The following is a 16020-nucleotide window of genomic DNA, read 5'->3' on the forward strand; positions in this document are numbered from 1 at the left end:
AGGTCTTCAGGGCTGGCGTGACACGTACAGGTTCACCCCGATACACACCAGCAAAGCGAACGCAGAAAACAGCATTGCGTTCGCCATCCCTTGCGAGAATGACACTGCGTCATCATGCGCAATCAGTATTCCCGAGACCGCAACGCCCAACACACCGCCTAACTGCCTGGCTGAAGCCATCAACCCTGACGCGATCCCAGCATCGTGCTGGGACACAGACGACAGCATCGAATTGGTAATGGATGGCACCGACATTGCGCTGCCAATGCCTACCAGCATCAGCGCGCCATTAAGCAGCCACGGGGAGTCGAGCGCTGTGATTTGCGACAGTACGAGGAACCCGACGATCTGCACGCTAAAGCCCGTGGTGATGATGCGCGTGGCACTGAAGCGTTTGCCGAATCGTGATGAGAGCAGGGTTGATAGAGTCAACACCGCCGTCAAGGGTATGAATGACACGCCGGTTTTGAATGCATCAAAGTGCAGGAAGGTTTGAAAGTAAATACTGAACACGAACACTGCGCCGTAAAACGTCAGATTGATCGTAGCGCCGGCCAGCGCCATGCTGCCGAGCACCTTATTACTGGCAAGGCGTGCCGGTAGCATGGGATGTTTGACGCGACGCTCGATCACAACAAACGCTGCCGCACAGGCCAGCGCAACGGCCATGGCCGTCAGTGTCTCAGCGCTCCAGCCTTGCGCACTCGACTCGGTTAACCCATAGGTCAACGATGCAAGGCAGATGGCAATACTGGTTTGCCCCGCAATATCGATGTGTTTGTCGACCCTAGGGGACGCGGGCGCGTGTCGCAGGATTAGCGTGATAGCCAGCAGACCGATCGGAATATTCAGTAGAAAGACACTTCTCCATCCGAAGTACTCGATCATCAGCCCACCGATCACTGGCCCGGCGGCCAGAGCAATTCCGCCGCAGGCCCCCCAAAGCGCGACGGCGGATCGGCGTCGGTCCGTGTCTTGAAATGACACACGGATCAGCGTCAATGAGGTAGGTATCAGCAACGCGGCTCCGATGCCCTGGATGACACGCATCGTGATCAGGATACTCATGCTACTGGCAAGGCCGCAGCCGATGGAGGCGAGGGTAAATATCGAGAAACCCGCTGCGAACACGGACTTCGCTCCCCATTTGTCGCCCCATGCCTCCCCATAATCAGCAAGGCTGAGAACGGTAAGGCGTAACTGTTAATGACCCACTGCAGGCCGGTGAGGTCGGTATCGAAGGCAGCTTTAAGCGCACCCAGCCCGACGTTCACAACGCTGACGTCGAGTTGCACGACGAGAAAGCCCAAGCAGGCAGCAATTAAAATTGCGCGTAATGAAGCATTCGATTGAGTCATGGTATTCGTGTTTCACAGCCTGTAGCAGATCATGGTTGTGAGTCGATTGAGCGATGTCCTTGCATGCCTGGATTACCCAGGCATGCAAGGCGACAGGGCTTAAATGAACTGCAACACGTCGCTCACAGGTTTACGCGGCTTTTGTGGCCAGTTGGCCGAGCCAGGGTGGCCAACAGTGATCAACATCACGGGCACTTCTTCATCCGACAGGCCGAATTCCTTGGCCACTGCGGCCTGATCGAATCCAATCATTGGAGTTGAAACCAAACCTTGGCCCTTGGCGGCCAACATCAGGGTCATCGCGGCCAGTGAGCCGGAGCGGATGGCTTCGTCGCGCTGCAGTTGAGGGTTTAGCTGGTACATGCCTTGAGCCGCACCCACCCACATGTCGTAGATCGATTGGTCAATGATTCCGGCATCCAGTGTCGGCTTCAATGCAGCAGGCAGGGTTATGTGCGGGTTCAGGGTACCGCAGACAATAAAGGTCACGGCTGCATCCATGATCTTTTGCTGGCCGAATGCCAATGGCAACAAGCGCGCCTTGGCTTCGGGGCTGCGCACAGCCAGGAATTTCCAGTTTTGCAGGTTGAAAGCGGAGGGGGCGTGGGTGGCCAGGTTGACCAGCTCGGCGACCTGGGCGTCCGTCAATGAACGTTCAGTGTCGTAGCTGTTGGCGGAGATGCGGGACTTAATAACTTCAGCGATAGCGGACATGGTGATCTCTGTGCGGGATATGGATGCGCAGGACACGGTTGTCTCTCTTGAGCCTGCGCCTTGTTTGAACTTAGCGGCTGAAGCCGTCGAACGGGGTCATGTATACGGCGCCGAACGGGTCCAGACGCATGCGGATTTCAGCGTCAGGTGTGCCGTAGACCACCAGACTGGTAATGGTGCACAGCTCCAGGAAGCGCTGGCCGAAAGGCGCGAACGTGGTGTCTACGTGGCTCACCACGGCATCGGCGTTATAACGCTCAAGGATGTGCACAGTGCTGTTGTCTTCATTGACGCTGTATTCGTAAACCAGTGTGCCCGGCTCGGCGCGAGTGGCGGCAACGATGGTGGCGATCAGTGCCTTGAATTCAGCGAACTCTGCGGGTTTGACCGCAAGGGAAAATAGGCAGGAAATATGGGGATGCATGGTGGTGGTCTCCGGCAGATGGATGACAAAAACCTGCACGCCAGCATCGCTGGATTAGGGCGATGCGTGCGGTACAGGTCGGGGGCGTCAGGACTTTTCGGGTGCTTCCCCGAACAGCTTGCCGGCGCCTGCCCAATCCGATGCGGCTACGTCTTCGAAAATCACGTAGATGTAATTGGCATCGGTACCGGTGTGTTTAACGATGCTTTCGGTGATATCGGCTGCAACAGCAGCTTTCTGCGCGTGTTCTTTACCTTCGAACCAGCTCACACGTACGACGGGCATGATGTATTCCTTCTAGGACATTGATCTGGGAGAGGTGCGCGAAGTGCACCGTTGCCTTACTGGAATCCATCGTACTGTTGAATTATGTGACGATAAACGGCCTTAAACTATAATCTAGGTAGATATAAACTCTACAATAGAGCGGTCGACATGGTACCTATCGATTCCTTCCAGGGCGTAATCACCTTCGTAGTGGCTGCACGCTCATCCAGCTTTACCCAGGCGGCTGAACGGCTGGAGGTGTCGAAATCCGCCGTTGGCAAAGCCATCGCACGTCTAGAGGAACGTTTGGGCACGCAGTTGTTTCATCGCACTACCAGACGGATATCCCTGACTGCTGATGGCGAGGCATATTTCGTGGCATGCTCCATGGCCCTAGAGGAAATCGGCACCGCTGAAAGCGGATTGGGCCCCGGTGGTGGAGAGCCTTCCGGACGTTTGCGAGTTGATGTGCCGGTTGCTTTCGGCCGCAGGGTTGTCGCGCCCTTGTTGTTCGAGATCGCCAAAAAATACCCTGCGCTGCAATTGAGCCTGACGTTTTCCGATCACTTGGTGGACCCGTTCGAGGAAGGGATCGATTTGTTGGTACGGTTTGGCGAACTGCAGGACACCAGCGGCCTGGTGGCACGTCGCTTGACCCGCCAGCGCTGGGCCATCTGTGCCTCCCCTGATTACCTGGCGCGCTTCGGCACCCCCCAAACCCTGGAAGAGCTGGGCCAGCATCGTTGCATCGTCGGCCATCGACGCGGCCAACCGCTCGCATGGCGCGTGACACAGGCGGGGCAGACGGTGCGTTACGCGCCACCCTCAACTCATCAGATTGGCGATGGTGAGGTCATGATTCTTGCGGCGGTGGCAGGCGCCGGTTTATGCCAGATGCCACGCAGCCTGTTCCAGGACGATATAGAAGCGGGCAGGCTGGTAGAGGTGCTGCAAGCCTATGAACCTGAAGCGGTGGATGTGCATGCGGTCTGGCCGAAGGTGTCGCACCTGCGACCCAAGGTTCGGTATGTGGTCGATGAATTGGTCAAATTGTGCGCGCATTGGCAGTAAACGGCGTGCATGCACTTAATCGCTGAACAGATCAAACATCAGTTGTCGGAACCATTTGTTGGCGGGGTCCCGGTTGTACTTGCCATGCCAGAACAAGTTGATGGCGATTTCGGGCAAGGGTAACGGAACCGGCAGGGTGGTGAGGCCGAAGGGCTGCGCGCAGCTGTTGGCGAAACGTTCGGGGACTGTTGCGATCAGGTCGGTGTTCTGCAGGATATGCCCGACCGCGACAAAGTGCGGCACTTCCAGGCGAATCTCGCGTTGCAGGCCAGCACGCTGCATATGCGTGTCGATTTCTCCGTGGCCTGTACTGGCAGCCACGATCCTGACGTGCCCGAACTCACAGAAACGCTCGAGGGTCATTGGCTGTTGCGTCAGCGGATGGTCTTGTCTGCATAAGCATACATAGCGATGGTGAAACAGGCGCCGCTGGTAGAAGCCTGCTTGCAGGTCTGGCAGCAATCCGACGGCAAGATCCACCTCGCCACTGACCAGTCCTTCGGACAACTGAGTATTGCTTCGCAGCGTACTCACCGAAATTCCGGGGGCTAGTTTGAGCAGCGCGTCGACCAATCGCGGGACGAAATAAATTTCCCCGATATCGGTCATCGCTACCACGAAGCGTTTTTTGCTGGTCGCAGGATCGAACTCATCGTGGCGGTTGATTGCACCGTGCAGCAAACCGATTGCCTGGGATACCGGCTCAGCCAGTTGCGCGGCAAAAGGGGTAGGCTGCATGCCCTTGGGCGTGCGCACGAACAACTCATCGTTGAACGTGATGCGTAAACGCTTCAACGCGTTGCTGACAGCCGGTTGAGTCAGGCCAAGGCTATCAGCCGCCACTGAGACGCTTCGGTCTACCAGCAATTGGTTGAAGATCACCAAAAGGTTCAGGTCCAGCTCGCGCAGATTCATCTTGGATTCTCTCGGTCGGGCATGCGGGTTAAACCGTTTAGTATTCACGCTGGTGATAGTTTGTATGGAGGACAGGGCATTTATCAATGGTTTGTGAATAGTCATGATCGGGCTATTCCAAAAACAACCATAAGGCTTTCCCATGACTAGCCCTCATTCTGTCTTGCAAGTGGGCATCGTCGGCGGTGGTATCGCTGGCGTAGCCTTGGCACTTGATCTCTGCCGTCACCCGCATCTGGAAGTGACGTTATTTGAAGCCGCACCAGCCTTCGGTGAAGTCGGTGCCGGAGTATCGTTCGGTGCAAACGCCGTGCGTGCCATCGAAGGCCTAGGGATCGGCACACCCTATGAGCGCATTGCTGACCGTACCCCGCAACCCTGGCAAGACATCTGGTTTGAATGGCGCCGCGGCGTGGATGCCGGCTACCTCGGCGCCAGCGTCGCCGATGGCGTGGGTCAATCGTCCGTGCACCGCGCCGATTTCCTTGATGCGTTGGCGCAGCAATTACCAGACGGAGTTGCCCGTTTCGACAAGCGCGCCGTCAGCGTCCGTGAGACGGGAGAAAGGGTCTGCGTTCAATTCACCGATGGCACGGACTATGAATGTGACCTTCTGCTCGCTGCAGACGGTATCAAGTCATCTCTGCGCGACTATGTGCTCCAGGGGTTGGGTCTGCCTTTGGTCGCTCCTCGATTCAGCGGCACCTGCGCCTACCGCGGGATGATCGACAGTGAGCAACTGCGCGAGGCGTATCGCGCTGCTGGTGTCGATGAGCATCTGATCAATGTCCCGCAAATGTATCTGGGTCTCGACGCCCATATCCTCACGTTCCCGGTCAAGCAAGGCCGGTTGATCAACGTGGTGGCCTTCGTTTCCGATCGCTCCGAGCCCAACCCTGTGTGGCCACAAGACACTCCCTGGGTCAAAAGCACCAGCCAGGCGCAAATGCTGCAAGCTTTCGCGCACTGGGGCGATGCCGTGCGCGTATTACTCGAGTGCATCCCCGCGCCGACGTTGTGGGCACTTCATGAGCTGGATGAACTTGCAGGCTACACCCATGGTCGTGTCGGGCTGATCGGTGATGCGGCCCACGCCATGCTGCCCCATCAAGGCGCCGGGGCTGGCCAAGGACTTGAAGATGCCTGGCTACTTGCGCGCTTGCTGGGCGACCCGCGGGTACTTGAGAGCAATGCCCAAAACGTCTTGCAGGTGTATGACGAGATTCGGCGGCCCCGCGCCTGCCGTGTGCAACGAACGTCTTGGGAAGCGGGTGAGCTTTACGAATTCCGTGACCCTCAAGTCGAAGACCAGGAATCCCTGTTGTCGACCACCCTGGCCAGCCGTTTCGATTGGCTATGGAACCACGATATGCAATCGGACCTTGCGCAGGCCCGTACTCGGCTCGGTTGGGCTGAGGCTGTTTGACGTCCAGACGGCGCCAGCGCCATTGGCTGGCCCACTAAACCCACAATAAAAAAGACAGGTAAAAAAGCTATGAGCGTCAGCATTTCCAATACCCCCGGCATGCTTGAATTTTTCCGAGATGCCGCCGGGCTGAAAAACGCCGCCGGCAACCCACGAAACAAGCGCATCGTGCTGCGTATTCTGCAAGAGACCGCCAGGATCATCGAAGAGCTGGAGATTACTGATGATGAGTTCTGGGCAGGGGTTGAATACATCAATCGGCTCGGTAAAAGTAACGAAGCAGGGTTGCTTGCGGCAGGCCTAGGCGTTGAGCATTTCCTCGATCTGCTCAACGATACGAAGCAAGCCGAGGCAGGCCGTACCGGAGGCACACCGCGCACGATTGAAGGCCCCCTCTATGTCGCGGGTGCGCCTCTGCGCGAGGGTTTTGCGCGGATGGACGATGGCTCGGAAGACGGCGTTGCCACACCGTTTTTTGTTGAAGGGCAAATCCTGAATCTGCAAGGCCAGCCTATCGCCGGGGCTCTTGTCGACCTGTGGCAAGCGGATAGCAAAGGCAACTACTCGCACTTCGACAAAAGCCAGTCCGAATTCAACCTGCGCCGGCGCATCGTGACCGATGCTGACGGGCGTTATCGGGTCAGGAGCATCGTGCCTTCGGGCTACGGCTGCAATCCTCAAGGCCCGACACAGGAATGTCTTAACCACCTAGGGCGCCATGGCCAGCGTCCTGCGCATATCCACTTCTTCCTGTCGGCCCCCGGTTATGAGCACCTCACTACCCAAATCAACCTGTCCAACGACAAGTACCTCTGGGACGACTTTGCCTACGCCACGCGTGATGGGTTGATCGGCGAGGTGCAGTTCATCGATGACCAGGCGCTGGCCGCTGCCCATGATGTGCCAGGGCGTTTTGCACAAATGACTTTTGATTTTCAGTTGCGCCCGGCAACCAGCCTGGAAGCGCAGCAGCGCAGCAATCGCCTGCGTGCACTGCAAACCGCGTAAGTCGACGCAGTCAAACCTGAACGATTAGAGAGGATAAATAGATGTCCCAAAGCACCCTTGCCCCCATTGAAATCAAAGTTGCCGTATTGCGTGAAGCCGGGAGCAAACTCCAGCTTGAACGCGCAGAGCTAGGCGTCCCGCGCGCTGATGAAGTGCGCGTGCGTATTGTCGCGACCGGTGTTTGCCACACTGACATGGTCGTGCGTGACCAGCTTTTTCCGACGCCGTTGCCGATCGTGCTGGGCCATGAAGGTTCGGGGGTTGTTGAGTCGGTAGGGGCTGCGGTGACAACCATCGCACCCGGTGATCACGTGGTCATGACCTACATGTCGTGCGGCTTGTGTCTGCCTTGCGAAACCGGGCACCCCGCGCACTGTTCCCACATGCACCCTCTGAACTTCGGCGGCGGACGGCTGGACGGCAGTACCTCGACCTGCAGCTGCGACAACGCGGCGCCGATACATGACCACTTCTTTGGCCAGTCTTCGTTCTCAACCTATGTGATCGCCAGCGAGCGTAGCGTGGTGAAAGTGTCGAAAAAGGCGCCGTTGGAATTGCTGGGCCCACTGGGGTGCGGCATTCAGACAGGGGCGGGGTCGGTGCTCAAGGCACTGAAAGTCGAGGCGGGCGCCAGCTTTGCTGCGTTTGGCGCTGGCGCCGTAGGCTTGGCGGCCGTAATGGCGGCCAAGGTGGCAGGCGCTACTACGATCATTGCCGTCGATGTGACGCCCAGTCGCTTGAGCCTTGCGCTTGAAGTCGGCGCGACTCACGTGATCAACAGCCGTGAAGAGGACCCGGTTCAACGCATTCGTGAAATCACCGGCGGCGGCGTGAACTACAGCCTTGAATGCTCCGGTCGTGCAGAAGTACTGCGCCAGGCCATCGACGCGCTTACAACCCTGGGCACCTGCGGAATCGTAGGGGCGACCAAAATGGGTACGGAAGTGGCGTTCAACATCAATGACGTGATGATCCCCGGCAAGCGAATCATGGGCATTGTCCAGGGCGACGTGGTCGCCAACGCGTTTATTCCCACGCTGGTCGACCTGCACCTGCAAGGCCGCTTCCCCTTCGACAAACTGTGCCGGTTTTACACCTTTGACCAGGTCAATGAAGCCATGGCCGACAGCGAAAGCGGCATCACCATCAAACCGATTCTGCGCATGCCGGCCGCGGCCGATCTGGCGTGATTCCTCAGGCTCACCCAAAGGACCTCTTAATGAATGTTCAACTCGTAATCGACAACGTCGCGCAAACGGCGTCTAACGGTAAGACCTATCAGCGTATCGATCCGATCAGCGGCAAGGTCGTCACTACGGGGGCCGCTTGCAGCGTGGACGATGCGCGGCGAGTTGCGGCTTCTTCGCAGCAAGCGTTCAAGACGTGGTCGAAGGTCGGCCCAACCGAGCGTCGCCGGCTGCTGCTGGCCGCGGCTGATGCGCTGGAAGGCAAGATGGAGCTGTTTTGCACCGTCATGGCCGAAGAAATCGGTGCGTCGCGTTTGTGGTCACAATTTAACGTGGGCGCTTCCGCCAACCTGTTGCGCGAAGCCGCTGCACTGACCACACAAATCAAAGGCGAAACACTGGCGACCGATAAACCGGGCACTTTATCCGTGACCCTGCGTCAGCCCGCCGGCACGGTGCTGAGCATCGCGCCGTGGAACGGTCCGGTAATCCTAGGCACTCGCTCCATTGCTTACCCGTTGGCCTGCGGTAACACGGTGATCTTTAAAGGTTCGGAGAACAGCCCCCGCACGCATGAACTGCTTGCCCAAGCCTTCTATGACGCAGGTTTCCCGCCGGGCGTGGTGAACTTCATCATCTCTGCCCCCGAAGATGCTGGCGCCGTCACCGAAGTGCTGATTGCCCACGACACGGTACGCCGGGTGAACTTTACCGGCTCGACCAACGTGGGCCGAATGATTGCCCAGACTTGCGCCAAACATCTCAAGCGTTGCTTGCTGGAACTGGGCGGCAAGGCGCCGTTTATTGTGTTGGAAGATGCCGATCTGGATGGCGCGGTCAATGCAGCGGTGTTCGGGGCTTTTCTGTACCAGGGGCAAATTTGCATGTCGACCGAGCGGTTTGTGGTCGATGAAGCGGTTGCCGACATTTTTGTCGCCAAGTTTGCAGAGCGTATTCGTGGCCTGGAGCAGGGCAGTCCCGTGACCAATCCTGCCAGTGTCGTAGGCCCGATGATCGCCCAAGGCTCGGTCCAACGCATTAATCAGATGCTCGATGATGCGATTGGCAAAGGCGCCTCGATTGTGGCCGGTGGGCTGGCGGAGCAGGCGCAGATGGCGCCTACGTTGGTCGATCGTGTGACGTCGGCCATGGAAATCTACGATGAGGAAACCTTCGGCCCCGTTACAACGGTGGTCCGTGTGAAAGGTGCCGAGCAGGCATTGGAAGTCGCCAATGACACGGCATTCGGCCTGTCCTCGGCCATCTTCAGCCGCAACGTCAGCCTCGCCCTCGACCTCGCCAGTCGCCTGGATGCCGGTTGTGTGCATATCAACGGGGCCACCGTGCAAAACGAACCACAGGCACCTTATGGCGGCATGAAGAACAGTGGCTACGGCCGTTTTGACGGTAGTGCAGTCATTGAAGAATTCACCGAAGTGAAATGGGTCACGGTCGAGCCTTCCGACCAGCCTTATCCGTTCTAACGACAAAGCATTGAGGCCGGCTCCACGGAGCCGGCGGTTACTACTCTCGAATAGATCACGGCACTCCGGGTGTCGCGCCCGGTGCTGCCTGCGAATTTTCAACGCACACATGGTTGCCACAATGAATAATAAAAAAACCGTTGTCGCTATAACTGTCCTGTCCAAAATGCCTGCTTTGACTGTTGGTTGCGCGCTGGCATTTTGTCTGCCCGCCGCCCAGGCTACCGAGGGTGGTGGATCGTCCTACCCGATGGGCGCCGACAATTACATGACCGGGGCCATGCCGCCGCCTGGTTTCTACGCGCAGATTTTTGCAGAGCGTTATCGTGCTGATCGGCTCCTGGATAATCGGGGCAAGTCGGCGCTCGATGATTTTCACCTGAGCGCCGATGTAATTGCTCCGAGGCTGATCTGGGTGACCGAGCAAAAGGTCCTTGATGGCGACCTGGCGTTTCATCTCAACGTGCCCTTGGTCGACCTGCGGGTTGACGTGAACGGTCAGCATCAGAAGAAAACCGGCATGGGCGATATCATCTTCGGCCCGGCGCTCGGCTATCACTACAGTGATAAATTCCATGCGATCTACGCGCTGGATATCTTCGCCCCCACCGGCCGTTATGACCGCGGTGACCTAGCGAATATTGGCCGCAATTACTGGGCATTCGAGCCGATTGCCGCGTTCTCGTATGTCGATCCTGCCGGAGTGAATGCCGATATCAAGCTGATGTATGACTTCAACTTGCGCAATCGCGCAACGGACTATCGCTCAGGGCAGGAACTGCACGCTGACTACTCACTGGGTTGGGGCTTCGCGAATGGTTGGGTTGTGGGCGTCGGTGGCTATATATATCGACAGACCACCGATGATCATCAAGATGGCGTTCGCGTTGAGGGCAACCGCGGGCGTGCATTTGCCATCGGCCCGTCAGTCAAATACGCGAGCAATTCCGGCTGGTTCGTGACCGCGAAATGGCAAAAGGAAAGCGAAGTACGCAACCGTCCGGAAGGCGAAGCTTACTGGGTCAAGCTGACTATTCCTCTTTAGCGAAAAGTGGCTGGCAGCGCCTTGCCTGCCAGCATGAGCCCGCTGATGAAGCGCGGGGCGGCGTTGGGGCACGTGCTTCTGTATGCAATGGCCTTGATGGCGCTGCCTGTGTCCGGCTGGTATTGGAGTTCAGTGGCGGATAAAGCCATCCTCGTCGCTGGCTTGTTTGTTTTGCCGCCGTTGGTCGCACCCCATCCCGATCTCTATGATGTGGCCAAGCTCGTGCATACATGGACTGCTTGGTTTTGCGGTGCGCTCGTTGGCGCGCACTTGCTGGTGGCGCTCAAGCACCACTTTGTCGACAAAGACGAGATCCTCAACGGCATGCTGCCCGCGTTGAAGCGCTGAATGCCGGGGAGCTGGCAACGGCACCTATCTGAAGGTTTTCTGCATCATGGAAACCACCAGCGCGAGACTTGCAGCCACAATGATTGCCCAGAAGTACTCCATGCTGGCAACAAGCGTTGCCTGCTGATGCAGGTTTTGGGCAAGCGTTGCCACTGAAATCTGATTGGTCGGGCCAGCCACATCGAATAGGCCAATAACTCAACACCTTCTTCCGCGGTAGTCTTGGCCAAGCGCAGGTTCTGCATTGGGACAATCATGCCACTAGCACCCGAACGGGCCAGAAGCGTCAGATAAACAGCCTGTCCTACGACGCCTAAAGACTCTCAGGGTCGCCAAAGAACATCTGAATCCGCGACCGCAACCAACGCTCCCCCGGATCGTTATCCTGCGATCCCCGCCAAGCCATGTGCAGCTCAAACGTGCGCACCGGCAACGGCGGGTCCTCTGCCCGCAAGCCGCCAGCAGCGGTCAGGGCTTCGGCGGCGTAATCGGGCACCGTTGCCAGAATATCGGTACCTGCCAGCAGCGTACCGAGGCCGTTGAATTGCGGCACCGCCAGCACGACGTGGCGTTTGCGGTCGAGCTTCTCCAGCTCTTCATCGATAAACCCGCTCAGGTCGCCGGCAAATGACACCAGGGCATGGGGGCGGGCGCAGAAATCATCCAGGCTCAGGGCGCCGGGCATGCTGTCGGCCCGCAGCAGCTTGGGCAGGCTGCGGCGCAGGATCTTGCGCTTGGCGTTGGCCGGAAGGTCGGTGGTGTAGCTGACGCCAATGGAGATTTCCCCGGAAGCCAGCAGGCCTGGCATCAAGATATAGTTGACGCGGCGCACCACCAGCACGATGCCCGGTGACTCGGCCCGCAGGCGTTTGAGCAGCATGGGCAGCAAGGCAAATTCCACATCGTCTGACAGACCTATGCGAAAAACCGCCGTGCTGGTGGCCGGATCAAACTCGGAGGCCCGGCTGACCGCCGTGGAAATCGAGTCCAGTGCCGGTGAGAGCAGGGCGAAAATTTCCACCGCCCGTGCCGATGGCTCCATGCTGCGCCCGGTGCGCACGAACAATGGATCATCGAACAGCCCGCGCAGGCGTGACAACGCAGCGCTGATGGCCGGCTGGCCGAGGAACAATTTCTCGGCGGCACGGGTCACACTGCGCTCATGCATCAAGGTTTCGAATACGATCAACAGGTTCAGGTCGACACGACGCAGGTCGTTACGGTTCATCTTGTGTCCCAGGCGGCGTCAGTAAACTTGACGAGGGCAGCCACATAAGAACAATGGCCAGCATGAATCTTACGGGGAAAGGCTGGTACTCTGCACCGGATAATTCAGTTTCCCTACGCAGTTTGAGGTGTTTTCCGCAGGTGCGGAATCAATGGCAGGCATGTCGACTATTAATGGTGACCGGTGGCCTTGCCCCGAAAGCCCAGATAAAGTCCATGGCATTAGAGGTTACTTTGACGAGGTTTGCGATGTCCCGCACGATCCGCTTTCACAAGTTTGGTCCGGCCGAGGTGCTCAAGTGCGAAGAGCATGCAGCCACGTTGCCTGCACCGGGCGAAGTGCAGGTGCGTGTCGAGGCGATTGGCATCAGTTGGTACGACATACTCTGGCGCCAGAACCTGGCGCCCTCCCACGCTCGCCTGCCATCAGGCCTTGGCCATGAAATGGCCGGGGTGGTTGAGGCCGTAGGCGATGGCGTCGATGACCTGGAGGTGGGTGACAAAGTCGCCAGTTTTCCGGCCGAGAGCCCCAATGATTACCCTGTCTATGGCGAAGTGATCGTCTTGCCCCGTTCGGCCTTGACCCGTTACCCGGATGTCCTGAGCCCGGTGCAAGCCAGCGTGCATTACACACCGCTGTTGATTGCCTACTTTGCCTACATGGACCTGGCACGGGTCAAGCCTGGGCAATTTGTCCTGGTGACTGACGCCAGCCATTGCGCTGGCCCCTCGTTTGTTCAGTTGGGCAAAGCCTTGGGTGTGCGGGTAATCGCCGCGACCAAGACAGCTGAAGAACGTGAAAACCTGCTGTCCCTTGGCGCGGAAAAGGTCATCGTCACCGAAGAACAAGACCTGCTGATGCAGATCAACAAGCTGACCGACAATCGCGGCGTCGACGTGGTATTCGATGGCCTGGGTGGCCCGCAAATGTCGCTGCTTGGCGATGTACTGGCTCCGCGCGGCAGCCTGGTGCTCTATGGCTTGCAAGGTGGCAACCAGACGCCATTCCCGGCCTGTGCCGCGTTCCAGAAGAACATCCAGTTCTTTGTGCACTGCATCGGCAACTTCACTGGCAAGCCGGAGCTGGGGATCATCCAGGACCAGGTAGCGTTGCAACGGGCCCTGCGTGATATCAACCAACTCACCGCAGACGGTGTGCTGGTACCGCTCAAGACCCGAGTGTTCCCGTTCAACGAGTTTGTCGAAGCTCACCGCTACATGGATGAATGCCCATGCCGCGAGCGCGTTGCGTTGCAGGTCGAAGCTGTTTGAGCTGTAGAAATGTTCGTAAATGGACATTCCACCTGCGCTTCTGATGGGGCAAATACGCCATTTAGAAGGACTGGGCTTACGTTTGTGCTGAACACGTAAGCTCAGGTTTTACTCCTCCAAATCCCGCTCTTGCCGCCGCCCTGAATCTCAGTGAGCCAGCGGGCAGCCCTATATGGCGCACGCCCTCAAGCAGGAATAGATTGGGTAATCCTGAATCGCAATTTGATGTGGGATAGATACCGTCGCGCGGTGGTCGAACTCCCAGTAAACTGCATTTCTTTTCCGAATCTTTCTCTTTCAGAGGTTTTTGCATGACTCTCAGTCCTTTTGCGGGCAAACCGGCGCCAGCTCAGTTGCTGGTGGACATCCCGCGACTGGTAACGGCCTATTACACCGGCCAGCCTGATGCAGCGATCTCCACTCAGCGCGTGGCCTTTGGCACTTCCGGGCACCGGGGCAGTTCCTTCGACCTGAGTTTCAACGAATGGCATGTACTCGCCATCAGCCAGGCCATCTGCCTATATCGCGAGGCCCAGGGCATCAACGGCCCGCTGTTTGTCGGCCTGGACACCCATGCGCTGTCCACCCCTGCTGGTGCCAGCGCACTGCAAGTGCTGGCGGCCAATGGCGTCCACGTGATGCTTGCCGAAGGCGATGAGTACACGCCGACCCCGGCGATTTCCCACGCCATCATTTGCTACAACCGCGGCCGCACCACCGGCCTGGCGGACGGTATTGTCATCACCCCGTCCCACAACCCACCCCAAAGTGGCGGCTACAAATACAACCCACCCAACGGCGGTCCGGCCGATACCCACGTCACCAAGTGGATCGAAGCCAAGGCCAATGAACTGCTGGCCAACAAACTCGCCGGGGTCAAGCGCATCACCCACGCCCAGGCGCTGAAGGCTGACACCACCCACCGTCACGACTACCTCAACAGCTATGTCGCCGACCTGATCAACGTCATTGATATGGATGCTATCCGCAGCGCCGACTTGCGCCTGGGTGTCGATCCTCTGGGCGGAGCAGGGGTGCACTACTGGTCAGCGATTGCCGAGCACTACCGTTTGAATCTGAAGGTAGTGAACACTGAGGTCGACGCCACCTTCCGCTTCATGAGTGTCGACTGGGATGGCCAGATTCGCATGGACCCCTCGTCGAGCTACGCCATGCAAGGCTTGATCGGTCTCAAGGATCGTTTCGACGTGGCCTTCGCCTGCGATCCGGATCACGACCGCCACGGCATCGTCACGCCCTCCGGTGGCCTGTTGGCGCCGAACAACTACCTGGCGGTATCCATCGACTACCTGTTCCAGAACCGTCCCGAGTGGCGCGCCGATGCTGGCGTGGGCAAGACTGTGGTCAGCAGTGGCTTGATTGATCGGGTGGCGGCGCGTATGGGTCGACGCCTGTATGAAGTGCCAGTGGGTTTCAAGTGGTTTGCCGACGGGCTGTTTGACGGCTCCCTGGGCTTTGGCGGCGAAGAAAGTGCCGGCGCCTCGTTCTTGCGCAAGGACGGCAGCGTCTGGAGCACCGACAAGGACGGCCTGATCCCGGCCCTGTTGGCGGCGGAAATGACCTCGCGCAAGGGCCAGGACCCCAGTCAGATCTACCGTGGGCTGACGGATGCACTGGGCGAGCCGTTTGCCATTCGTGTTGATGCCAAGGCCACGCCGGCGCAAAAAGCCTTGCTTGGCAAACTGTCACCGGATCAAGTCACGTCCACACAACTGGCCGGGGAAAGCATCCAGCAGATCCTCAGCCATGCGCCCGGTAACAACCAGGCGATTGGCGGGCTGAAAGTCATGACCGAAAACGGCTGGTTCGCCGCGCGGCCATCGGGCACCGAGGATATCTACAAGATCTATGCCGAGAGCTTTATTGGCGAGGATCACCTCAAGCGTCTAGTGCAAGAGGCTCAGGTGTTGGTGGATGGGGCGATTTCGTCCAAGTAACACCGTGGATTAGAGGTGGGGCGGTTGGGTACATATCCGTTATTTTGGTTAGGGCGGCTTAGGGTTACGCCCTTACGGCGTGTCACTTTGCAAAAGCGGCAAAGTAACCAAAGCGCTCTTGCCCCACCACTTGGTGCCTCGCTTAGGCTCGGCATGCCTTCACTCCGGCATTGCTCCGTGGGCCGCCGCGATGGGCCATCCTTGGCCCAGCGCGGCTAAACCGGCGTCCTGCCGGTTTACCCACGGATCAATGCCTGCGTTCAGCCATCGTGGTTAACGGGGCGCCTTAGATCAAGATCAAAAGCAAAAGCACGGC

The 16020-nt window shown here is 58.3% G+C and carries 14 protein-coding genes and 1 pseudogene; 9 read left to right on the top strand and 6 right to left on the bottom strand.

Annotated elements, in window-relative coordinates; all coding sequences use genetic code 11:
• Positions 1–6 precede the first annotated feature (6 nt).
• From AAEZ06_RS04455 to AAEZ06_RS04470, 4 genes are all read right to left on the bottom strand, one after another.
• Positions 7–1131 (bottom strand): MFS transporter, encoded by a 1125-nt coding sequence (locus AAEZ06_RS04455; protein WP_350612946.1) that lies wholly within the window; start codon positions 1129–1131, stop codon positions 7–9.
• Between the two features lie 326 nt (positions 1132–1457).
• On the bottom strand, positions 1458–2072 hold the full coding sequence (locus AAEZ06_RS04460) for a nitroreductase family protein (protein WP_149413364.1): 615 nt from the start codon (positions 2070–2072) through the stop codon (positions 1458–1460).
• A 70-nt stretch (positions 2073–2142) separates the two neighbouring features.
• On the bottom strand, positions 2143–2496 hold the full coding sequence (locus AAEZ06_RS04465; RefSeq protein WP_149413398.1) for a putative quinol monooxygenase: 354 nt from the start codon (positions 2494–2496) through the stop codon (positions 2143–2145).
• 87 nt (positions 2497–2583) lie between these two features.
• Positions 2584–2781 (bottom strand): tautomerase family protein, encoded by a 198-nt coding sequence (locus AAEZ06_RS04470; protein ID WP_003445639.1) that lies wholly within the window; start codon positions 2779–2781, stop codon positions 2584–2586.
• A gap of 150 nt (positions 2782–2931) precedes the next feature.
• Between AAEZ06_RS04470 and AAEZ06_RS04475 the strand changes: the two genes are divergently transcribed.
• Positions 2932–3834 (top strand): LysR family transcriptional regulator, encoded by a 903-nt coding sequence (locus AAEZ06_RS04475; protein ID WP_350612949.1) that lies wholly within the window; start codon positions 2932–2934, stop codon positions 3832–3834.
• 15 nt (positions 3835–3849) lie between these two features.
• On the opposite strand, the gene AAEZ06_RS04480 is transcribed toward AAEZ06_RS04475, so the two are convergent.
• Complete coding sequence (locus tag AAEZ06_RS04480; RefSeq protein WP_350613426.1) at positions 3850–4749, bottom strand: LysR family transcriptional regulator; 900 nt, start codon at positions 4747–4749, stop codon at positions 3850–3852.
• 142 nt (positions 4750–4891) lie between these two features.
• Here AAEZ06_RS04480 and salA point away from each other — a divergent pair, with 142 nt between their 5' ends.
• The 6 genes and pseudogenes from salA to AAEZ06_RS04510 all read left to right on the top strand — a co-directional run.
• Positions 4892–6175, top strand: a complete 1284-nt coding sequence (gene salA, locus AAEZ06_RS04485) for a salicylate 1-monooxygenase (RefSeq protein WP_350612951.1) — start codon at positions 4892–4894, stop codon at positions 6173–6175.
• Positions 6176–6244: 69 nt separating this feature from the next.
• On the top strand, positions 6245–7183 hold the full coding sequence (catA, locus tag AAEZ06_RS04490; RefSeq protein WP_350612954.1) for a catechol 1,2-dioxygenase: 939 nt from the start codon (positions 6245–6247) through the stop codon (positions 7181–7183).
• A gap of 41 nt (positions 7184–7224) precedes the next feature.
• Positions 7225–8373: an NAD(P)-dependent alcohol dehydrogenase gene (locus AAEZ06_RS04495; RefSeq protein ID WP_149413360.1), complete on the top strand. Its 1149-nt coding sequence runs from the start codon at positions 7225–7227 to the stop codon at positions 8371–8373.
• A 29-nt stretch (positions 8374–8402) separates the two neighbouring features.
• Positions 8403–9854: an aldehyde dehydrogenase gene (locus AAEZ06_RS04500; protein ID WP_350612957.1), complete on the top strand. Its 1452-nt coding sequence runs from the start codon at positions 8403–8405 to the stop codon at positions 9852–9854.
• 121 nt (positions 9855–9975) lie between these two features.
• The gene (locus AAEZ06_RS04505; RefSeq protein WP_502948019.1) at positions 9976–10899 is read left to right on the top strand and encodes a SphA family protein; all 924 of its coding nucleotides are present in this window, start codon (positions 9976–9978) and stop codon (positions 10897–10899) included.
• Between the two features lie 18 nt (positions 10900–10917).
• Positions 10918–11247, top strand: a pseudogene (locus AAEZ06_RS04510) (cytochrome b); the annotation flags it as partial.
• 313 nt (positions 11248–11560) lie between these two features.
• Here the strand turns inward: AAEZ06_RS04510 and AAEZ06_RS04515 are convergent.
• Positions 11561–12475, bottom strand: coding sequence for a LysR family transcriptional regulator (locus AAEZ06_RS04515; protein ID WP_149413356.1), 915 nt, complete (start codon positions 12473–12475; stop codon positions 11561–11563).
• Positions 12476–12723: 248 nt separating this feature from the next.
• Between AAEZ06_RS04515 and AAEZ06_RS04520 the strand changes: the two genes are divergently transcribed.
• Positions 12724–13746 (top strand): zinc-dependent alcohol dehydrogenase family protein, encoded by a 1023-nt coding sequence (locus AAEZ06_RS04520; RefSeq protein ID WP_350612960.1) that lies wholly within the window; start codon positions 12724–12726, stop codon positions 13744–13746.
• Between the two features lie 311 nt (positions 13747–14057).
• Entirely contained in the window at positions 14058–15704 is a 1647-nt protein-coding gene (gene pgm, locus AAEZ06_RS04525) for a phosphoglucomutase (alpha-D-glucose-1,6-bisphosphate-dependent) (protein ID WP_149413354.1), read from the top strand.
• The last annotated feature ends 316 nt before the right edge of the window (positions 15705–16020 follow it).

The sequence above is a fragment of the Pseudomonas sp. HY7a-MNA-CIBAN-0227 genome (genome assembly GCF_040310325.1).
Taxonomy (GTDB): Bacteria; Pseudomonadota; Gammaproteobacteria; order Pseudomonadales; family Pseudomonadaceae; genus Aquipseudomonas.

What these genes read in the sequence shown, in the direction of transcription:
- AAEZ06_RS04460 (WP_149413364.1), bottom strand. Translation starts at nt 2,072, where the DNA reads ATGTCCGCTATCGCTGAAGTTATTAAGTCCCGCATCTCCGCCAACAGC.
- AAEZ06_RS04505 (WP_502948019.1), top strand. Translation starts at nt 9,976, where the DNA reads ATGAATAATAAAAAAACCGTTGTCGCTATAACTGTCCTGTCCAAAATG.
- salA (WP_350612951.1), top strand. Translation starts at nt 4,892, where the DNA reads ATGACTAGCCCTCATTCTGTCTTGCAAGTGGGCATCGTCGGCGGTGGT.
- AAEZ06_RS04500 (WP_350612957.1), top strand. Translation starts at nt 8,403, where the DNA reads ATGAATGTTCAACTCGTAATCGACAACGTCGCGCAAACGGCGTCTAAC.
- AAEZ06_RS04515 (WP_149413356.1), bottom strand. Translation starts at nt 12,475, where the DNA reads ATGAACCGTAACGACCTGCGTCGTGTCGACCTGAACCTGTTGATCGTA.
- AAEZ06_RS04495 (WP_149413360.1), top strand. Translation starts at nt 7,225, where the DNA reads ATGTCCCAAAGCACCCTTGCCCCCATTGAAATCAAAGTTGCCGTATTG.
- catA (WP_350612954.1), top strand. Translation starts at nt 6,245, where the DNA reads ATGAGCGTCAGCATTTCCAATACCCCCGGCATGCTTGAATTTTTCCGA.
- pgm (WP_149413354.1), top strand. Translation starts at nt 14,058, where the DNA reads ATGACTCTCAGTCCTTTTGCGGGCAAACCGGCGCCAGCTCAGTTGCTG.
- AAEZ06_RS04480 (WP_350613426.1), bottom strand. Translation starts at nt 4,749, where the DNA reads ATGAATCTGCGCGAGCTGGACCTGAACCTTTTGGTGATCTTCAACCAA.
- AAEZ06_RS04470 (WP_003445639.1), bottom strand. Translation starts at nt 2,781, where the DNA reads ATGCCCGTCGTACGTGTGAGCTGGTTCGAAGGTAAAGAACACGCGCAG.
- AAEZ06_RS04520 (WP_350612960.1), top strand. Translation starts at nt 12,724, where the DNA reads ATGTCCCGCACGATCCGCTTTCACAAGTTTGGTCCGGCCGAGGTGCTC.
- AAEZ06_RS04475 (WP_350612949.1), top strand. Translation starts at nt 2,932, where the DNA reads ATGGTACCTATCGATTCCTTCCAGGGCGTAATCACCTTCGTAGTGGCT.
- AAEZ06_RS04465 (WP_149413398.1), bottom strand. Translation starts at nt 2,496, where the DNA reads ATGCATCCCCATATTTCCTGCCTATTTTCCCTTGCGGTCAAACCCGCA.